The sequence below is a fragment of the Bradyrhizobium sp. RDI18 genome (assembly GCF_043203335.1).
Taxonomy (GTDB): domain Bacteria; phylum Pseudomonadota; class Alphaproteobacteria; order Rhizobiales; family Xanthobacteraceae; genus Bradyrhizobium; species Bradyrhizobium retamae.
The window spans coordinates 1,361,000-1,376,814 of the sequence record NZ_JBICRN010000006.1; the positions used below are offsets into that span (position 1 = coordinate 1,361,000).

General features: G+C 63.1%; 14 protein-coding genes. 6 read left to right on the forward strand and 8 right to left on the reverse strand.

Going from position 1 to position 15,815, the window contains the following annotated elements:
• Positions 1-4: 4 nt before the first annotated feature.
• Positions 5-757 (forward strand): SDR family NAD(P)-dependent oxidoreductase, encoded by a 753-nt coding sequence (locus ACFXS9_RS07475; protein ID WP_392686773.1) that lies wholly within the window; start codon positions 5-7, stop codon positions 755-757.
• A gap of 118 nt (positions 758-875) precedes the next feature.
• On the opposite strand, the gene ACFXS9_RS07480 is transcribed toward ACFXS9_RS07475, so the two are convergent.
• Positions 876-1,097 carry a hypothetical protein gene (locus ACFXS9_RS07480; protein ID WP_392686776.1) on the reverse strand — a complete coding sequence of 74 codons (222 nt, stop codon included), beginning with the start codon at positions 1,095-1,097 and terminating at the stop codon, positions 876-878.
• Between the two features lie 129 nt (positions 1,098-1,226).
• Positions 1,227-2,204 (reverse strand): magnesium transporter CorA family protein, encoded by a 978-nt coding sequence (locus ACFXS9_RS07485; RefSeq protein ID WP_392686779.1) that lies wholly within the window; start codon positions 2,202-2,204, stop codon positions 1,227-1,229.
• Positions 2,205-2,545: 341 nt separating this feature from the next.
• Here ACFXS9_RS07485 and ACFXS9_RS07490 point away from each other — a divergent pair, with 341 nt between their 5' ends.
• Positions 2,546-3,235: a L,D-transpeptidase gene (locus ACFXS9_RS07490; RefSeq protein WP_057843542.1), complete on the forward strand. Its 690-nt coding sequence runs from the start codon at positions 2,546-2,548 to the stop codon at positions 3,233-3,235.
• A gap of 28 nt (positions 3,236-3,263) precedes the next feature.
• Here ACFXS9_RS07490 and ACFXS9_RS07495 read toward each other — a convergent pair whose 3' ends face one another.
• Positions 3,264-4,406, reverse strand: a complete 1,143-nt coding sequence (locus tag ACFXS9_RS07495; protein WP_392686781.1) for an extensin family protein — start codon at positions 4,404-4,406, stop codon at positions 3,264-3,266.
• A gap of 84 nt (positions 4,407-4,490) precedes the next feature.
• Here ACFXS9_RS07495 and ACFXS9_RS07500 point away from each other — a divergent pair, with 84 nt between their 5' ends.
• On the forward strand, positions 4,491-6,119 hold the full coding sequence (locus tag ACFXS9_RS07500) for a fatty-acid--CoA ligase (RefSeq protein ID WP_392686782.1): 1,629 nt from the start codon (positions 4,491-4,493) through the stop codon (positions 6,117-6,119).
• Positions 6,120-6,204: 85 nt separating this feature from the next.
• On the opposite strand, the gene ACFXS9_RS07505 is transcribed toward ACFXS9_RS07500, so the two are convergent.
• Positions 6,205-6,969 (reverse strand): helix-turn-helix domain-containing protein, encoded by a 765-nt coding sequence (locus tag ACFXS9_RS07505; protein ID WP_392686785.1) that lies wholly within the window; start codon positions 6,967-6,969, stop codon positions 6,205-6,207.
• Between the two features lie 319 nt (positions 6,970-7,288).
• Between ACFXS9_RS07505 and ACFXS9_RS07510 the strand changes: the two genes are divergently transcribed.
• Together ACFXS9_RS07510 and ACFXS9_RS07515 are read left to right on the forward strand one after the other, a co-directional pair.
• Positions 7,289-8,407 carry an aldo/keto reductase gene (locus tag ACFXS9_RS07510; RefSeq protein WP_392686788.1) on the forward strand — a complete coding sequence of 373 codons (1,119 nt, stop codon included), beginning with the start codon at positions 7,289-7,291 and terminating at the stop codon, positions 8,405-8,407.
• A 107-nt stretch (positions 8,408-8,514) separates the two neighbouring features.
• Positions 8,515-9,177, forward strand: a complete 663-nt coding sequence (locus ACFXS9_RS07515; RefSeq protein WP_392686791.1) for a formylglycine-generating enzyme family protein — start codon at positions 8,515-8,517, stop codon at positions 9,175-9,177.
• Between the two features lie 154 nt (positions 9,178-9,331).
• On the opposite strand, the gene ACFXS9_RS07520 is transcribed toward ACFXS9_RS07515, so the two are convergent.
• Positions 9,332-10,294: a hypothetical protein gene (locus ACFXS9_RS07520; protein ID WP_392686794.1), complete on the reverse strand. Its 963-nt coding sequence runs from the start codon at positions 10,292-10,294 to the stop codon at positions 9,332-9,334.
• Between the two features lie 827 nt (positions 10,295-11,121).
• Between ACFXS9_RS07520 and ACFXS9_RS07525 the strand changes: the two genes are divergently transcribed.
• Positions 11,122-11,973 (forward strand): DUF1499 domain-containing protein, encoded by an 852-nt coding sequence (locus ACFXS9_RS07525; RefSeq protein ID WP_392686796.1) that lies wholly within the window; start codon positions 11,122-11,124, stop codon positions 11,971-11,973.
• Between the two features lie 138 nt (positions 11,974-12,111).
• Here ACFXS9_RS07525 and ACFXS9_RS07530 read toward each other — a convergent pair whose 3' ends face one another.
• The 3 genes from ACFXS9_RS07530 to ribB all read right to left on the reverse strand — a co-directional run bounded on the left by ACFXS9_RS07530 (position 12,112) and on the right by ribB (position 15,648).
• Entirely contained in the window at positions 12,112-13,035 is a 924-nt protein-coding gene (locus ACFXS9_RS07530; protein ID WP_392686799.1) for an MBL fold metallo-hydrolase, read from the reverse strand.
• A 126-nt stretch (positions 13,036-13,161) separates the two neighbouring features.
• Complete coding sequence (locus ACFXS9_RS07535; protein ID WP_392686802.1) at positions 13,162-14,376, reverse strand: acyl-CoA dehydrogenase; 1,215 nt, start codon at positions 14,374-14,376, stop codon at positions 13,162-13,164.
• Positions 14,377-14,574: 198 nt separating this feature from the next.
• On the reverse strand, positions 14,575-15,648 hold the full coding sequence (gene ribB / locus ACFXS9_RS07540; RefSeq protein WP_392686805.1) for a 3,4-dihydroxy-2-butanone-4-phosphate synthase: 1,074 nt from the start codon (positions 15,646-15,648) through the stop codon (positions 14,575-14,577).
• Positions 15,649-15,815: the final 167 nt, after the last annotated feature.

Sequence of the window (15,815 nt, forward strand, 5' to 3'; positions counted from 1 at the left end):
CTGCATGCCCGCTCCATCCAATGCGCCACGGCGCACGCTGCTTCTGACCGGTGCCAGCCGCGGCATCGGCCATGCCACCGCGATCCGGTTTTCTTCGGCCGGCTGGCGCGTCATCACCTGTTCGCGGCATGCCTTTCCGGAAGTCTGCCCGTGGGGCGCCGGTCCGGAGGATCACATCGAGGTCGACCTCGGCAGCCATGACGACACCGTGCGCGCGATTTCCGAGATCCGCAGACGGCTGGAGAACGACGAGCTGCACGCGCTGGTCAACAACGCGGCGATCTCGCCGAAGGCGCCGGGCGGCGGGCGGCTCGGCACCATGGACACCGATGTCGAAACCTGGAACCACGTCTTTCACGTCAACTTCTTCGCGCCGATCATGATCGCGCGCGGACTGCTCGAGGAGTTGAAACACGCCAGGGGCGCGGTGGTGAACGTCACCTCGATCGCGGGCTCGCGCGTGCACCCGTTCGCGGGCGCGGCCTATGCGACCTCGAAGGCGGCGCTTGCGTCGCTCACACGGGAAATGGCCTTCGATTTCGGCCGGGTCGGCGTCCGCGTCAACGCGATCGCGCCCGGCGAGATCGACACCTCGATCCTCTCGCCGGGCACCGAGAAGATCGTCGAGCAGCAGATTCCGATGCATCGCCTCGGCACGCCGGACGAGGTAGCGAAGATCATCTACGTGTTGTGCACGGAAACCAGTTCGTATGTGAACGGCGCCGAGATTCACATCAACGGCGGCCAGCACGTGTAGTGCACGACGTGATCTTGTAGGATGGGTAGAGCGCAGCGAAACCCATCAACCGGATCGCGATGAAGCGATGGGTATCGCTTCGCTCCACCCATCCTACGCTTCGTCGGATGCTCGCCGTTCACTCCGCGCAAAACTTCCGCTGCGCTGTGCGCAGAGCAGTCGCCGCAGCGACGTTGAACGTGCTCGAGCACTCGTCCTCGTTCTCGCCGTCCGCCAGCACAGCACCGCAGTGCCGGCAAAGCCGCGTCGAGAACGCCTGCGCCTTGCCAACGCCGCGGCTCTGCTGATAGCGGGCCAGGTCGATGACGTTGCGTGGCGACATTATAAGTTTCTCAACCATGGGATCCTCGCGGCCTGAGAGACGCGTTATCGCAGACAAGTTTCGACCATTCGTTCAGTCCACCGCTCAAATTTTAGCGGTGGGATTGAGCCGATCTTTCGCACATCGGGAACCGCACGGAACTGTGATCTACAGCCACTTCTTCCATCTGAAGAACAAGTACGGCAGCACTGCTGCCATGAGCATCATGAGCAGCGCCATCGGATAGCCGTGCGCCCATTCGAGTTCCGGCATCACCTTGAAGTTCATGCCGTAGACCGACGCGATCAAGGTCGGCGGCATCAAGACCACCGCCATCACCGAGAACAACTTGATGATGTTGTTCTGCTCGAGATTGACGACGCCGAGCATGGCGTCGAGCGTGAAGGTGATCTTGTTGGAGAGGTAGGAGGCGTGGTCGGTCAGGGAACCGACGTCGCGCTGCATGGTCTTGAGCTGCTCGCGCATGTCCTTGGACCATTTGACGCCTTCCATCACGGCCGACAGGAAGGTGACGACGCGGCCGATCGAGACCAGGCTCTCGCGGATCTTGGAGACCAGATCCCCCTTCCGCCCGATCGCGATCAGGATCTGCGAGTATCGCTTGGCCTGACCATGGCGTGCGCTTTCAGGCTCGAAGATGTCGTGCGAGACCTGGTCGACCTCGGCGCCAGCGCGCTCCAGAATGTCGGCGCAGCGGTCGATCACCGCGTCGAGCAGTTCCATCAGCACCATCTCGCCCGATATCCCGGGCAGGCAGGAGCGCGCCAGCTTGTGCTCAACGAGCGCAAACGGCTTCGGCTCGTCGTAGCGCACCGTCACCAGACGGCGACCGGCGAGAATGAAGGTGACGGCCGTGGTCCGCGGCATATCGGTGTCGGATTGGCACATCAGCGTCGCCGTCATGTAGCGGGCGGCGTTCTCGATATAGAGCCGGCTGGAAATCTCGATTTCCTGCATGTCCTCCCGGGTCGGTACTGCAATCCCGGTCAGCCGCTCGACCGCGCGGTCCTCCTCCAGCGTTGGATTCAACAGGTCGATCCACACCGCATTGTCCGGCAATGCCGCCGGGTCCACCGCCGGGAGCTTCTTCAGGGTAGATTCGGAGGGAACAAACACCGAAAACATAGGCAACTCCGGAACCGGTGGAAATCCCACCCAGCGCCACTAAACCCGATTCTGGCAAGCGCATCATGACCCGTGCATTAACCGGCGGTCCATATTTACGGCAGCGGGGTGGCGGCGGTGCGGCCGCGATTTGGTTCCGCGCCATCACCTGCCCTGAAATCAACCGGAACTCGCAAAATTTGCGGCATAAAAGCCACAGCCAGCCTTCCGCAGCGCAGAACGGACGCGCAAATGCTGGCATGTCAGCCGGCTTTTGCGGATAATGGGATTAATGGAATCGTCGCGTTTGAGGCGCAAGATTGTGGCTTGCGAACGCCAGACTTTCGATTGGAAGTGTACCCATGTCGTCGCTGAAAGTAATTTTGGGGCTGCTCGCCGCCGGCCTTGCGTTATCCGGCTGCATGCCGGCAACCACTTACCAAGCCGCCCCTGAAGCCACCCTCAAGCCGAACGACAAGGCCCAGCTCGCCAAGGCGCGTTACGCCGCGGTCAAGCCCCCGGAACCGTTCCGCCGCGCCATCGTCGACTATCACCGCAAGGAACTGCCCGGTACCATCGTTGTCGATTCCGACAACCACTACCTCTATCTGGTCCAGGATGGTGGTAAGGCGATCCGCTATGGCGTCACCGTCGGCGAGGAAGCTCTCGCCTTCTCCGGCATCGCGCGCGTCGGAAACATGGCGGAATGGCCGAAATGGACGCCGACCGCCGACATTCACAAGCGTATTGAAGGCCTGCCAGCTTCGGTGCCCGGTGGCGTCGACAATCCGCTCGGCGCCCGCGCGCTCTACCTGTACCAGGGCAACCGCGACACGCTGTTCCGCATCCACGGCACCAACCAGCCGGAATATATCGGCGCCTCGATCTCGTCGGGCTGCATCCGCATGACCAACGAAGACGTCATCGACCTCTACAGCCGGGTGAAGACGGGCACCGTGGTCGTCGTGCTCGAACCCAAGCAGGGCGACTCGCCGTTCAATTCCAAGATGGCGCTGCAGGGCGGCGGCAACAGCAGCTCTATGGCGCAGTAGCCGACGCCGGTTACACTGCAGTGGAAGATCAAGAGCGCCGGTTTTTCCGGCGCTTTTTCGTTGCGGGCTTCTGCTCGCGCGCCGGCTCGGCCTTTTCCGATTTCTCGCCATTCGATTCAGCGTCCGGCTGGGCCGCATTGGACTTCGCACCAGACTTGTTTGCATCAGGCTTGTCAGACCTGTTCGCGTCGGATTTGGCGTCATCGGGTTTGGCGGCGACCTCCCGCGGCGGCGCCTCCTCTGGCCGCTCGGCCGGCAACAACGGGGCCTTCTGCGGCAGCGGATCCCATACGTCCCATTGGCAGATCCGGTAATTGCCGCGCCGTTCCATCAGATCGAGATGGATGTGGTCCTCGTGGTACCAGTCCGAGCCCGGGCCGAGCACGGTCGAGAACCGCGTGCAGGCGGAGTGCAGCACGGCCTCGCGCAATTTCCGCGGCACGGTCCGGTCGGTTAGCGAGATCGAGGTGCCATCGGTGAGCTTGAAGGCGCGCACGTCGAGTGCATTGGCGCGGCCGTGCTCGGAGAGTTTTGCGCCGACGATGCGGTTACGGCCGCGGCACTCGAATGAGTCGAAATTGTCGAGATCGGAGACGGTGCTGCCGAGGCGCTCCGCCAGCGGCGCAATGTCTTTCCGGATCCACTCTGCCAGCGCAGACGCCATGGGACAACGCAGGATCGCCGCCGGCTTCACCGACACCCGCCGCTTGTCCGGCAACACGATCGCCTCCAGCCGCACCAGATCCTCGCCGCCGCAGCCGTTGGCGCCACGAATATCCGGGATGCTGGGAGCGATGGCGACTTCGTCCGTCAGCGCCAGCCGGCACGCGGAGGGCTGCGGTGCGGGCACGGCCTGCTCCTTGGCCTTGTCTTTGTCCGGCGACGCCTGCTGTTTCTCGGGAGGCTGCTCAGGCTTGGCAGACGGCGCCTCGGCAGGGCGCGGCTTTGGCAGCGGCACAGCCGCGCGGCGCGCCTTTGCTCGCGGACGTGGTTGTAAATGCCTGAACAGGTTGTCCCACGGCGCGGCGTGCGAAGCCTTTGCCGCCCAGGCCGGCTCGGCTGGCATGCCAATCAACAGCGCGGCCGCGGCAGCGGTAACCATTGCCGCTGCAATGCGGCCAAAGGCGCCATTAGCCCATTTTCGGCTTGCTTTCTGCGCGGTAAAGTTCATTTCAATTCCATGAACTTAACCCCGATCCGCCAGCAATGTTCGCGGATCGTGCGGCAATAAAACAACCATCGGAGGGAAGTGCGTATGCTCGGATTGATGCAAGACTGGCCTTTGCTTTGCCATCGGATTATCGAACACGCGGCGAAGTATCACGGCACGCAAGAAGTCGTCACGCGGTCGGTCGAAGGCCCCATTCATCGCACCAATTACGCCGAAATTCATGCGCGCGCCCTGAAAGTATCGCAGCGGCTCGACCGCGACGGCATCAAGCTCGGTGACCGCGTCGCCACCATCGCCTGGAACACCTGGCGCCATCTCGAATGCTGGTACGGCATCATGGGAATCGGCGCGATTTGTCACACCGTCAATCCGCGGCTGTTCCCCGACCAGATCGCCTGGATCATCAACCACGCGCAGGACCGCGTGGTGATCACCGATACCACCTTCGTGCCGATCCTGGAAAAGATCGCGGCCAACCTGCCGAGCGTCGAGCGCTACATCGTGCTGACCGACAAGGCGCATATGCCGCAGACCACGCTGAAGAACGCGGTCGCCTATGAGGATTGGATCGCGGAAGCGGACGGCAAGTTCACGTGGAAGGATTTTGACGAGAATACCGCGGCCGCGATGTGCTACACCTCGGGCACCACGGGCGACCCCAAAGGCGTGTTGTATTCGCATCGCTCCAACGTGCTGCACGGGCTGATGGCCAACAACGTCGACGCGCTCGGCACCAGCGCCGCCGAGACCATGCTGCCGGTAGTGCCGTTGTTCCATGCCAATAGCTGGGGCATCGCATTCTCCGCGCCTTCGATGGGCACCAAGCTCGTGATGCCCGGCGCCAAGCTCGACGGTGCTTCGGTCTATGAACTGCTGGACACCGAGAAAGTCACCCATACCGCCGGCGTGCCGACGGTGTGGCTGATGCTGCTGAACCACATGTCGGCCAACAATCTGAAACTGCCCCACCTGAAGAGCGTGGTGTGCGGCGGTTCTGCGATGCCGCGCTCGATGATCAAGGCGTTCGTCGACATGGGCGTGCGTGTGCGCCACGCCTGGGGCATGACCGAGATGAGCCCGATCGGCACCGTGGCCGCGCTGAAGCCGCCGTTTGCCGAACTCACCGGCGAGGAGCGGCTCGACATCCTGCAGACCCAGGGCTACCCGCCGTTCGGCGTCGAGATGAAGATCACCGACGACGCCGGCAAGGAACTGCCGTGGGATGGCAAGACCTTCGGCCGCCTCAAGGTGAGCGGGCCCGCGGTCGCCAAGGCCTATTTCAAGGTCGATACCGACATCCTCGACGAGGATGGCTATTTCGACACCGGCGACGTCGCCACCATCGACCAGCATGGCTACATGCGGATCACCGACCGCTCCAAGGACGTCATCAAGTCCGGCGGCGAATGGATCTCGTCGATCGACCTCGAGAACCTCGCGGTCGGCCACCCGGCGGTCGCGGAGGCGGCCGTGATCGGCGTCTATCATCCCAAATGGGACGAACGTCCGCTGCTGATCGTGCAACTCAAGGCCGGCCAGCAGGCAAGCCGCGAGGACATCCTGAAATTCATGGATGGCAAGATCGCGAAATGGTGGATGCCCGACGACGTCGTCTTTGTCGACGGCATCCCGCACACCGCAACCGGCAAGATCCTGAAGACCGCGCTGCGCGAGCAGTTCAAGAGCTACCGCTTCCCGAACGCGGCGGCGTAAAAGGAAATTCCGTCCCTCCCATTCGGGAGGGACGGTCCAGCCAAGCCAAAATGCTCGCCGTCGGACCTGGCCGACCCTCGAGAAATCAGAGATGGAACGAGCGTCGATATTGGGACGGGCTTTGGCCGGTCATGGAACGAAAGATGCGCGCAAAATGGGCGGGACTGAGAAAGCCAGCGCGTAGCGCGATCTGCGCGACCGAAAGCTCCGTCCTCGCGAGCAGTTGCTTGGCCATCGCGAGGCGCCTTGCATTGACGAATTCCAGCGGCGTCCGTCCTGTCGTTTCGCGAAACGCCCGATGGAAATGGCCTTCGGAGAGCTGTGCAAGATCGGCGAGCTCGGCGACCCGTATTGGCGCGCCTAAATGCGCGTCGATGAACTCCGTGACCCGCCGCAGCCGCCACGCAGGCAGCCTGATCGACGGATCTTTCACCCTCGCGCCGGCGTAGCGTCGGGCAAGGTAGAGAAGAAGAGCCAAAGTCATCGTGTCGCAGTAGGTTGCGTCGAGGCCGCCTTCCAGCGCGTCAAGCCGCTCGAACTCCGCCAACATGTTCCAGACGAAGCTGTCTTCAGAACCCGACAGCGGGCCCAGCGCCTCGATCGATGCGCGCACCGTCGCCGAAAGCTTTGCCGGATCGAGTGCGATGGCTGCCCATCGCCATTCCACATTGTGCAGCCGAAGCCGCCGCTCGCAACCCGCCGGTAGAAATGAAATGGTCGACGGAAGATCAGGACCGTCATAGCGATGGCCGCCATCGGCCGAAATCTCATGCCGGTCGGCGCCACCTGACAGTGTCGCCATGATGAGATGATTGGGCGACAGGATGCGGCCTTCTACTATGGACGTCATCGGCCGATGCGCCGTTTCAAATGCGCCGCTCGCCCACTGTGCGCGCCGCCAGCCCACCGGCCGGGAGCTCAATCTCTCGATCGTTGATGCGTCTTCTACAGCGTGACTTTGCATGTGATTTCCTGATGACTTCCTGACTACACCACAGAAATCCCGGAACCCGGGATTTGTTACAAGCCGGTCGCGGCGTTGGAACTGGCGATCGCGTCAGGATCGGGCAGATTGGGTCAGGAACCCGCGCGACAAATCAAGAAGACAGTCATTTCTATCGGCAAGCGACCCTGCCGATTGCCGCAGGGCGCATCAACGGAGATGGCCTATGGATAAGACACCTCGGGATTCCGCGCTCATGACCGACCGCCGCCATTTTCTTGGCGCGGCCACAGCGATGGGAGCTATCGCTGCAACGGCCGGGCATGGAACGGCCATTGGCGTTTCAGTCGCCAACGCCCAGACGTCCGCAGGCAGCGCGGCGCGTACCACCGCAACCGGGCCGGTGTTGACGCGAACGATTGGCCGCACCAACGAAAGCCTTCCTGCGCTCGGGCTGGGAACGTTTCTGACGTTCGACCTGCTGCCGGGCCGCAATCGCGACGCGCTGCGCGAAGTCACCAGAACGTATGTCGATGCGGGGGTTCGGGTGATCGACACGTCGCCGCTATACGGTACGAGCGAGGTCAGCGTCGGCGCATTTCTCAACGCAATGGGCATGGCCGACCGGATGTTCATCAGTAACAAGATCTGGTCGACCGGCGACTACCTCGCCGACGAAAGCCACGCGCTGGCCAGCATGGAGCAATCGAGGCTTCGGCTGTGGCGCGACAAGATCGACGTATTCCACTGCCACAGCCTGGTCAACGTCGACGCGATCGTGCCGCTGCTGCGCGCGTGGAAGAAAGAGGGCAGGATTCGCTACGTCGGCGCCTCGGTTCACGAGAATGACTATCATCCCATGCTTGCGGGCTTGATCGACAAGGATCTGGTCGATTTTATCCAGGTCAACTACTCGATCTTCAACCGCAACGCCGAGGAGCGCATCCTTCGCGCCGCGATGGACAAGGGTGTCGGCGTGTTGACAAATATGCCGCTGGAAAAAGGCCGCTTGCACAAGATCGTCGATGGCCGACCGCTGCCCGATTTTGCCCGCGACATAGCTGCGGAGAACTGGGCCCAGTTCTTTATCAAATGGGTGATGGGCCATCCAGCGGTGACGACGGTACTTGCCGCGACGTCGAACCCGGATCACGCGGCCGAGAATGTCGGCGCGCTGCGCGGGCCTCAACCGGATCAATCCATGCGGCAGCGGATGGCGCGGCACATGGAAAGCATTGGCGGCTTCACCAATCTTGCGGCGATGCAATGGTATCCGGACAAGCAGGGCATGTATCAGGGCGTCATTCGTCGTTCGCAGGCGGCATTGCGCCAGCGGACGAGTTAACCGACCGAGCGGCAGACGGGGTGCGCCTGCCATTCGTCACTTGATGCGGAAAGCCAGGAGCGAGTTCGCACATGAAATGGCATTGGATTGCTTTTCGATGTGGATTGATGGCTGTGGCCAGCATTGCACTCGCCGAGTCCGGCGGTCGGGCGAATCTCGGCAAATTTGCCATCGACCGGACCGAAGTCACGATCGGCCAGTTTCGCAAATTCACCGCCGACAGGGCTCTAACGACCGCGGCCGAACAGGCCGGGGGCGGACACGAATTCGCGGATGGCTGGACCCGTCGCACCGGCTGGACGTGGTCGGCGCCGTTTGGACAACCGGGCGCCGAGGATGAGCCCGCCGTACATGTGTCGTGGAGCGAAGCGCGCGACTATTGCGCTGCTGTTGGCGGGCGCCTGCCCACACTGGAGGAGTGGGAGGGCGCCGCCTACACTGAAACGCGCGCCAATCCTGCCGATGGCTTCGTCAGGGGACGCACCTATCTTTATCCGGTCGGTGACCGGCCGGACGGTATGAATACATCCGGCAGGGATCGCTGGCCGCGCCATGCGGCGGTCGGTACCACCAAGCAGGGCGTGAACGGACTCTACGATATGGGTGGCAATGTCTGGGAGTGGCTTGCGGATCGCCGGGGCAACGACGCACTGACGGCCGGCGGCTCGTGGTGGTACGGTGCGGACCACACGCAATCGACTGCCGTGCAGTGGAAATCAGCCGATTTCTACGCTGTCTATATCGGGTTTCGCTGCGTGTACGCCCCTTAAGCATCGGCAACGCTCCAGGCTCTGCCGCCATTCGAATGCCGCGGCGTGACGCGAAGCCTTGGCTCGATTCAAAGAGGCCGCCTTCCGGCAAAGCGGGAGGCGGCCTCGTCCTAAGAAATCTTACTCAAGCGGCGTGCACCGCGCCCGCCCAAGATCAGCGCGAGAGCGCCAGCGCATCGAGCCGCCGCTGCGCGTCGGGCTCGCCCCATTCCTTTGCCCGCTGATACCAGATGCGGGCCTGCGCGACGTCCGCCAGCGGGCCATCGGCACCCATCTGCCTGAGCCGCGCGGGATCGTAGGTGGTGCCGACGAGCAGCGCGGCGCGGGCGTCCTGCGCCTCAGCTCCACGCATCAGCACCAGCCGCGCCGACTGCACATCGCCGGCGGCGAGCAGGTCCTGCCCGCGTTTGATCAGGGCAGCGATCTCCTTCGGATCGAGGCTGCGCACGACCTCCGCCTGTTGCCGCACGGCCGGCATCGGCGGCGCGGCCGCGGCCATGGCGACCGGCGGCGGTGCGATGACCGGGGCCGCAGCAACCGGGGCTGCAGCGATCGGGGCGGGCGCGGCAACCGGCGGCGCCGCGACGGCCTTTGGCACAGGCGCCCAGGTCAGCCGCGTGGAGGTGCCGGTGAGCGCCACGCCATTACCGTCACGCAGTTCCGCCGTCACCAGCATCTGGCCGGTGAAGCCATCCGGCGGAATGACCGAAACGCCGGAAATCTCCGTCGCCGACACGCGCCATTCGCTCGGACCGACACGCTTGCCGGATGTGAGCCGTGCGGCGGCAGTAAGTCCATTGATGGATACGTAGGCGTCGGGCGGCGGAGAGCCGACGTGGATGCCGAGCGGCACGGGATCGTTGGTGAACCCGCTGCCGTCCTGTACGGCCAAGGTCGCCGTACGCCTCGCTGGCTGCGGCTGCGGCGCGGGAAGCACCGACGATTTCACCGACTGCCAGGTGGCCGAAAGCGACGCATTATCCTGGTTGGCCGGGCGCTGCGACGACGGAATGGCCATGACGAGCAGCATCGCGATGCTGGCCGCGATCGCTACCGCGATCGAGAAACGGATGACCTGCTGGAATAGCGCGCGACGTCCCGACAGGTCGCGGAGCACGGATGGCGCTTCGACCGGCGCGGTCTCCTCGCCTCCTGCATGGCCTGGGCCACGGCTTTGGTGAACATTTCGGAATCTTGGCGGCGTGCGGGCTTGCTGAAGGGCTGCAAGGGCGGTCCTTCTGTTGGCATTCGCGGACGCCAGCCATCGTCGTTCTGCATCAGCATCGTGCCCGGTTGATCGCTGCTCGTTCGTTCCCTCTGCTCGCGCGGCGCATAATATGCCGGATCGTTCGGGCCGACATATCGTTCGTGCTTTGCATCACTCATACTGAACACTCGCCCTCATGGGGCCTTCCGCCAGCCCCGCGGACGTATGCCGATTGCACCCTATGCGATCCTAGAACTCCGGGGACGCAACCGCAATTTTTTTGCGACTCCGCCCGCAACAAGAACCAAGAGTTGAGATCATCCTGCAGCGCTTCCGGCTGACGCCCGCCGTTCCCCCTTTGGCTGGCGTTCGCCGGTGTCCCGTGCAGGACAGTCCCGTGTTGCGGCAAATACGACAACCCAGCGGCGAGAGGTAGACGAAAATTGGACCAACTTCAATGTACAACTAATAATCAATTTACAGGGATGGTTACCCATAAGGTTGCTGCACGCAGCGCATTTGCCCGATTAGAGCGGGATGACTTTCTTCGAATCGTCAGGCCGCTCTACCTCTTTGATTTGAGCATGATCTTTTCGGAAAACCGGTACCCACTTTTCCGGATCATGCTCTAGTATTGCCTGCAAACTTGAAATTCGCGCCACGCCGTGGTCTCAAGCTTGCGAGTTTGCAGCCGGCCCGCTGGCCACACAGATTTCAGAAACCCGGCAGATTCACCGATGGCCCGAAGGTTTTCCTCTCCTTACCAGTCGGAGCCCGTGTCCAGCCTCGCCACCTGGTCGCGCAACCTCGCCATCTTCGCCGTGGTCGCGGTGGTGGTGTCGATCATCATCGTCCGCTTCGGCTTCCTGGAGGTAAAACCCGCGCTGGCGACGTTCTTCGGCGCGCTCGGTCTGGCCGTGCTTTCCATCCTGGTGGGCCTCGCCGCCTTTGCCGCGATCTGGCAAAACGGCTCGCGCGGCATGGGCCGGATCGTGCTGGCGTTCCTGATCAGCGCCCTTCTGCTCGCCTACCCGGCCTACCTCGCCCTGCAATACCGCAAGCTGCCACCGATCCACGACATCACCACCGATCCGATCGATCCGCCGCGCTTCGAGGCGCTGGCGCGGCTGCGCAGCGGCGAAGGCGCCAACTCCGCGGTCTATGCCGGGCTCTATTCGGCCGAGCAGCAGCGGATCGCCTACCCCGACATCGAGACCGTGGAACTCGAAGTGCCCCCGCAGCGGGCCTATGAGGTGACGCTCGGGCTGGTCAACAAGCGCAAATGGCTCGTGATCGACGAACGGCCGCCGCAGCCGCCGCGCCGCATCGGCCGCATCGAGGCGGTGGCGCGAACGCCGATCATGGGATTCCGCGAGGACATCTCGATCCGCATCACGCCCGACGGCGACGACTCACGCGTCGATATCCGCTCCTCCTCGCGCTATTTTGAAAGCGACCTCGGCAGCAACGCCGCCCGCGTCTCAAAGCTGATCGAGGACATCAACGCTGCCGTCGATAACGCCAAGCCGGCGGCGCCGAAGAAGCCGCAGACGCCGGCCAAGGCCCAGGCAAAGAATGTGAAAAAGTGACGCGCTAAAGCGCGTCATTCCGGGCCGCGTCTTAGCGCGAACTACGATGCGCGATTGCGCATCGGAGAATCTCGAGATTCCCCAGGGTGCAATTGCACCCCTGAGGTCTGGTCCTACGGACCATTCCGGAATGACGACCTAACCATTCGCCAACCTGTACGTCCCGCCGATCACCGGATCGCCATCGGTCGCCACGATGCCCCGGGCGACCAGATCTTCCAGATGCGCCAGCACGGAATAGCCGGCGGCATTCGTCAGCCGCGGGTCGATGCCGATATAGATCGCGCGGACCATGGTCGGAATGTCGGCCTCGCCCTTGGCAAGCCGATGCAGGATCGAGGCTTCGCGGGCCTGGCGGTGCCGGGTCAGGAAACGGACGTAACGCGGCCCTTCCGGAATTTCCGGCCCGTGGCCTGAAAAATACAGATCCTCCTGGCGCGCTTCCAGCCGTGCCAGCGAGGCCATGTAGTCGATCATCGATCCGTCCGGGGGCGCGACGATCGAGGTCGACCAGCCCATCACGTGGTCGCCGACGAAATTGATCTTTCGCTCGGGCCACGCGAACGCCAGGTGATTGGCGGTGTGGCCGGGGGTTGCGACCGTCTCCAGCGCCCAGCCCCGCCCTTCGACGACCTCGCCGTTCTTGACCTCGATGTCGGGCCTGAAATCGCGGTCGGCGCCGGATTCCGGGTTGTGCTTTTCACTCTCGAAGCGTGGCCGCGAGGCGCGGTGCGGCCCCTCGGCATAAACAGGCGCGCCGGTGGCCGCTTTGATCCGCGCGGTGTTCGGCGAATGGTCGCGGTGGGTGTGGGTGACGAGAATATGCGTCACCGTCTCGCCGCGTACGGCGTCGAGCAACGCCTTGGCATGCGCTTCGTCATCGGGACCGGGATCGATGATCGCGACATTGCCCTTGCCTACGATGTAGCTCACCGTGCCGGTGAAGGTGAACGGGCTCGGATTGTTGCACAGGATACGCCGCACGCCAGGCCGAGGCTCATCGACGACGCCGGCTCGAAGCGGAAAGCCGCGATTGAACGGGATGTCGTCATTGTCGGCCATTGTCGGATGTCCGGGATGCGGTCTCGTAGGATGGGTAGAGCGCAGCGAAACCCATCACCCAACGCATGATGGGCGATAAGATGGGTTTCGCTTCGCTCTACCCATCCTACGCTGTCGACGTGTGGCTTACGAAAACGCCTGAATCCCCGTGATTGCCCGGCCCAGGATCAGGGCGTGGACGTCGTGGGTGCCTTCATAGGTGTTCACGGTCTCCAGGTTCGCGGTATGGCGCATCACGTGGTACTCGATCTGGATGCCGTTGCCGCCGTGCATGTCACGCGAGACTCGGGCGATGTCGAGCGCCTTGCCGCAATTGTTGCGCTTGACGATCGAGATCATTTCCGGCGCCATCTTGCCCTCGTCCATCAGGCGGCCGACCCGCAATGAGGCCTGAAGGCCGAGCGCAATCTCGGTTTCCATGTCGGCGAGCTTTTTCTGCACGAGCTGCGTTGCCGCTAGCGGCCGGTTGAACTGCTTGCGGTCGAGCGTGTATTGGCGCGCGCGGTGCATGCAGTCTTCCGCCGCACCCATTGCACCCCATGAGATGCCATAGCGGGCGCGGTTGAGGCAGCCGAACGGTCCCTTCAGGCCTGATACGTTGGGCAGCAGCGCGCTCTCCGGCACCACCACGCCGTCCATCACGATCTCGCCGGTGATCGAGGCGCGCAAGGAAAGCTTGCCGCCGATCTTCGGCGCCGACAGGCCCTTCATGCCCTTCTCGAGAATGAAGCCGCGGATCTGGTTGTCATGCGCGGCCGACTTGGCCCAGACGACGAAGACGTCGGCGATCGGGGCGTTGGAAATCCACATCTTGCTGCCGCTGATGCGATAGCCGTCCGACACCTTCTCGACACGGGTCTTCATGCCGCCGGGATCGGAGCCGGCATCCGGCTCGGTCAGGCCGAAGCAGCCGACCCACTCGCCGGTGGCAAGCTTCGGCAGGTATTTCTTGCGCTGGTTCTCGTCACCATAGGCGTAGATCGGGTACATCACCAGCGACGACTGCACCGAGTTCATCGAGCGGTAGCCCGAATCGACCCGCTCGATCTCGCGCGCCACCAGGCCATAGGCGACGTAGCTCGCGTTCGCGCAGCCATACTCTTCCGGCAGCGTGACGCCGATCAGGCCGAGCTCGCCCATCTCGTTGAAGATCTCGCGGTCGGTCTTCTCTTCCAGATACGCATTGATGACGCGCGGCAACAGCTTGTCCTGCGCATAGGCACGCGCGGTGTCGCGGATCATGCGCTCGTCTTCGGTGAGCTGGTCGTCGAGCAGGAACGGATCGTCCCACTGGAAGGAAGCCGCCGCCGGCTTGTCCTTGGCTTGAGGGCGCACGCTCATGAAAATCCCTTTCGCATCACTGTCCTCATGGAAATTATAGACAAATTAATGCGCTATCGGCAGAAGCGCAAATGGATTGGGTGACGTCTCTCACCTGTCATTCCGGGATGCGCGAAGCGCAGACCCGGAATCTCGAGATTCTCAGGGGCGCAAGGGGCGGCCCATAGTTCGATGCTGCGCATCGCCCCGAAATGACAACTACTCCAACTTTTCGTTGGAAACGATCTCGATGCCGAAACCGGACAATCCCTTGTAGTCGTGCACCGACGAGGTGAGATTGACGATCGAGGTGATGCCGAGATCGCGCAGGATCTGGGCACCAACGCCGACCTCACGCCATTGCCGGTGCCTATCCGCCTCTGCCGTCTTCTGTTCGCCGACCGGCTCGACGGGAACTCCGGCCGCGCCGTCGCGCAAGTAAACCAGCACGCCGCGGCCGGCCTTCTTGAAATGGTCCAGCACGACCTGCATCCGCGCCTGGCCGGTGAAGAGATCCTTGACGATATTGGGCTTGTGCAAGCGCGTCAGCACGTTCTTGCCGTCGCCGATGCCGTTGTAGACGAAGGCAGCATGCGCGATCTCGTCGAACGGCGAGCGATAGGCATAGCCCTGCAGCGGACCGATCGGGCTGTCGGTGGTAAAGGTCGCGACCCGCTCGATCAACTTTTCGCGCGCCTGGCGGTAAGCGATCATGTCAGCGATTGTGACGTGCTTGAGCCTGTGAGTGGCGGCGAATTTCGTCACCTGCTCGCCCTTCATCACCGTGCCGTCGTCGTTCATCAATTCAGAGATGACGCCGACCGGCGGCAGGCCGGAAAGCTTGCAGAGATCGACGGCCGCTTCGGTATGGCCGGAGCGCAGCAGCACGCCACCGTCGCGGGCGATCAGCGGAAAGATATGACCAGGCCGGGCAAAATCATTGGCGCCGGCGTTGGGATTGGCGAGCGCGCGGCAGCAGGAGGCGCGCTCCTCCGCCGAAATGCCGGTGCCGCCATCGGGCTTGTAGTCGATCGAGACGGTAAAGGCGGTGGTGTGATTGGACTCGTTATGCGCCACCATCGGATCGAGCCGCAGCCGCCTGGCGTCGTCGGTGGTGATCGGCGCGCAAACGATGCCGGAGGTGTGGCGGATAATGAATGCCATCTTCTCCGCGGTGCAGAGCGAAGCCGCAACGATCAGATCGCCCTCGCCCTCGCGATCGTCATCGTCGGTGACGACAACGAGTTCGCCTTTGGCAAAGGCTTGCAGAACTTCCTGGATACTATCGGCCATTTCTCAAAATCTCGTCAAATCTAGCTAGCTTCAGCCAGTGCATTAGCCGGACTCCATGGCCGGCGCCAGCGTCAATACGCAGGGCAGAACCTCAGCCGGCGGGCGCAGCGGATGGCCATGCTACGGGTTCGGGGATGGGGGAAATCGTTGACGATCTCCGCCCCAAT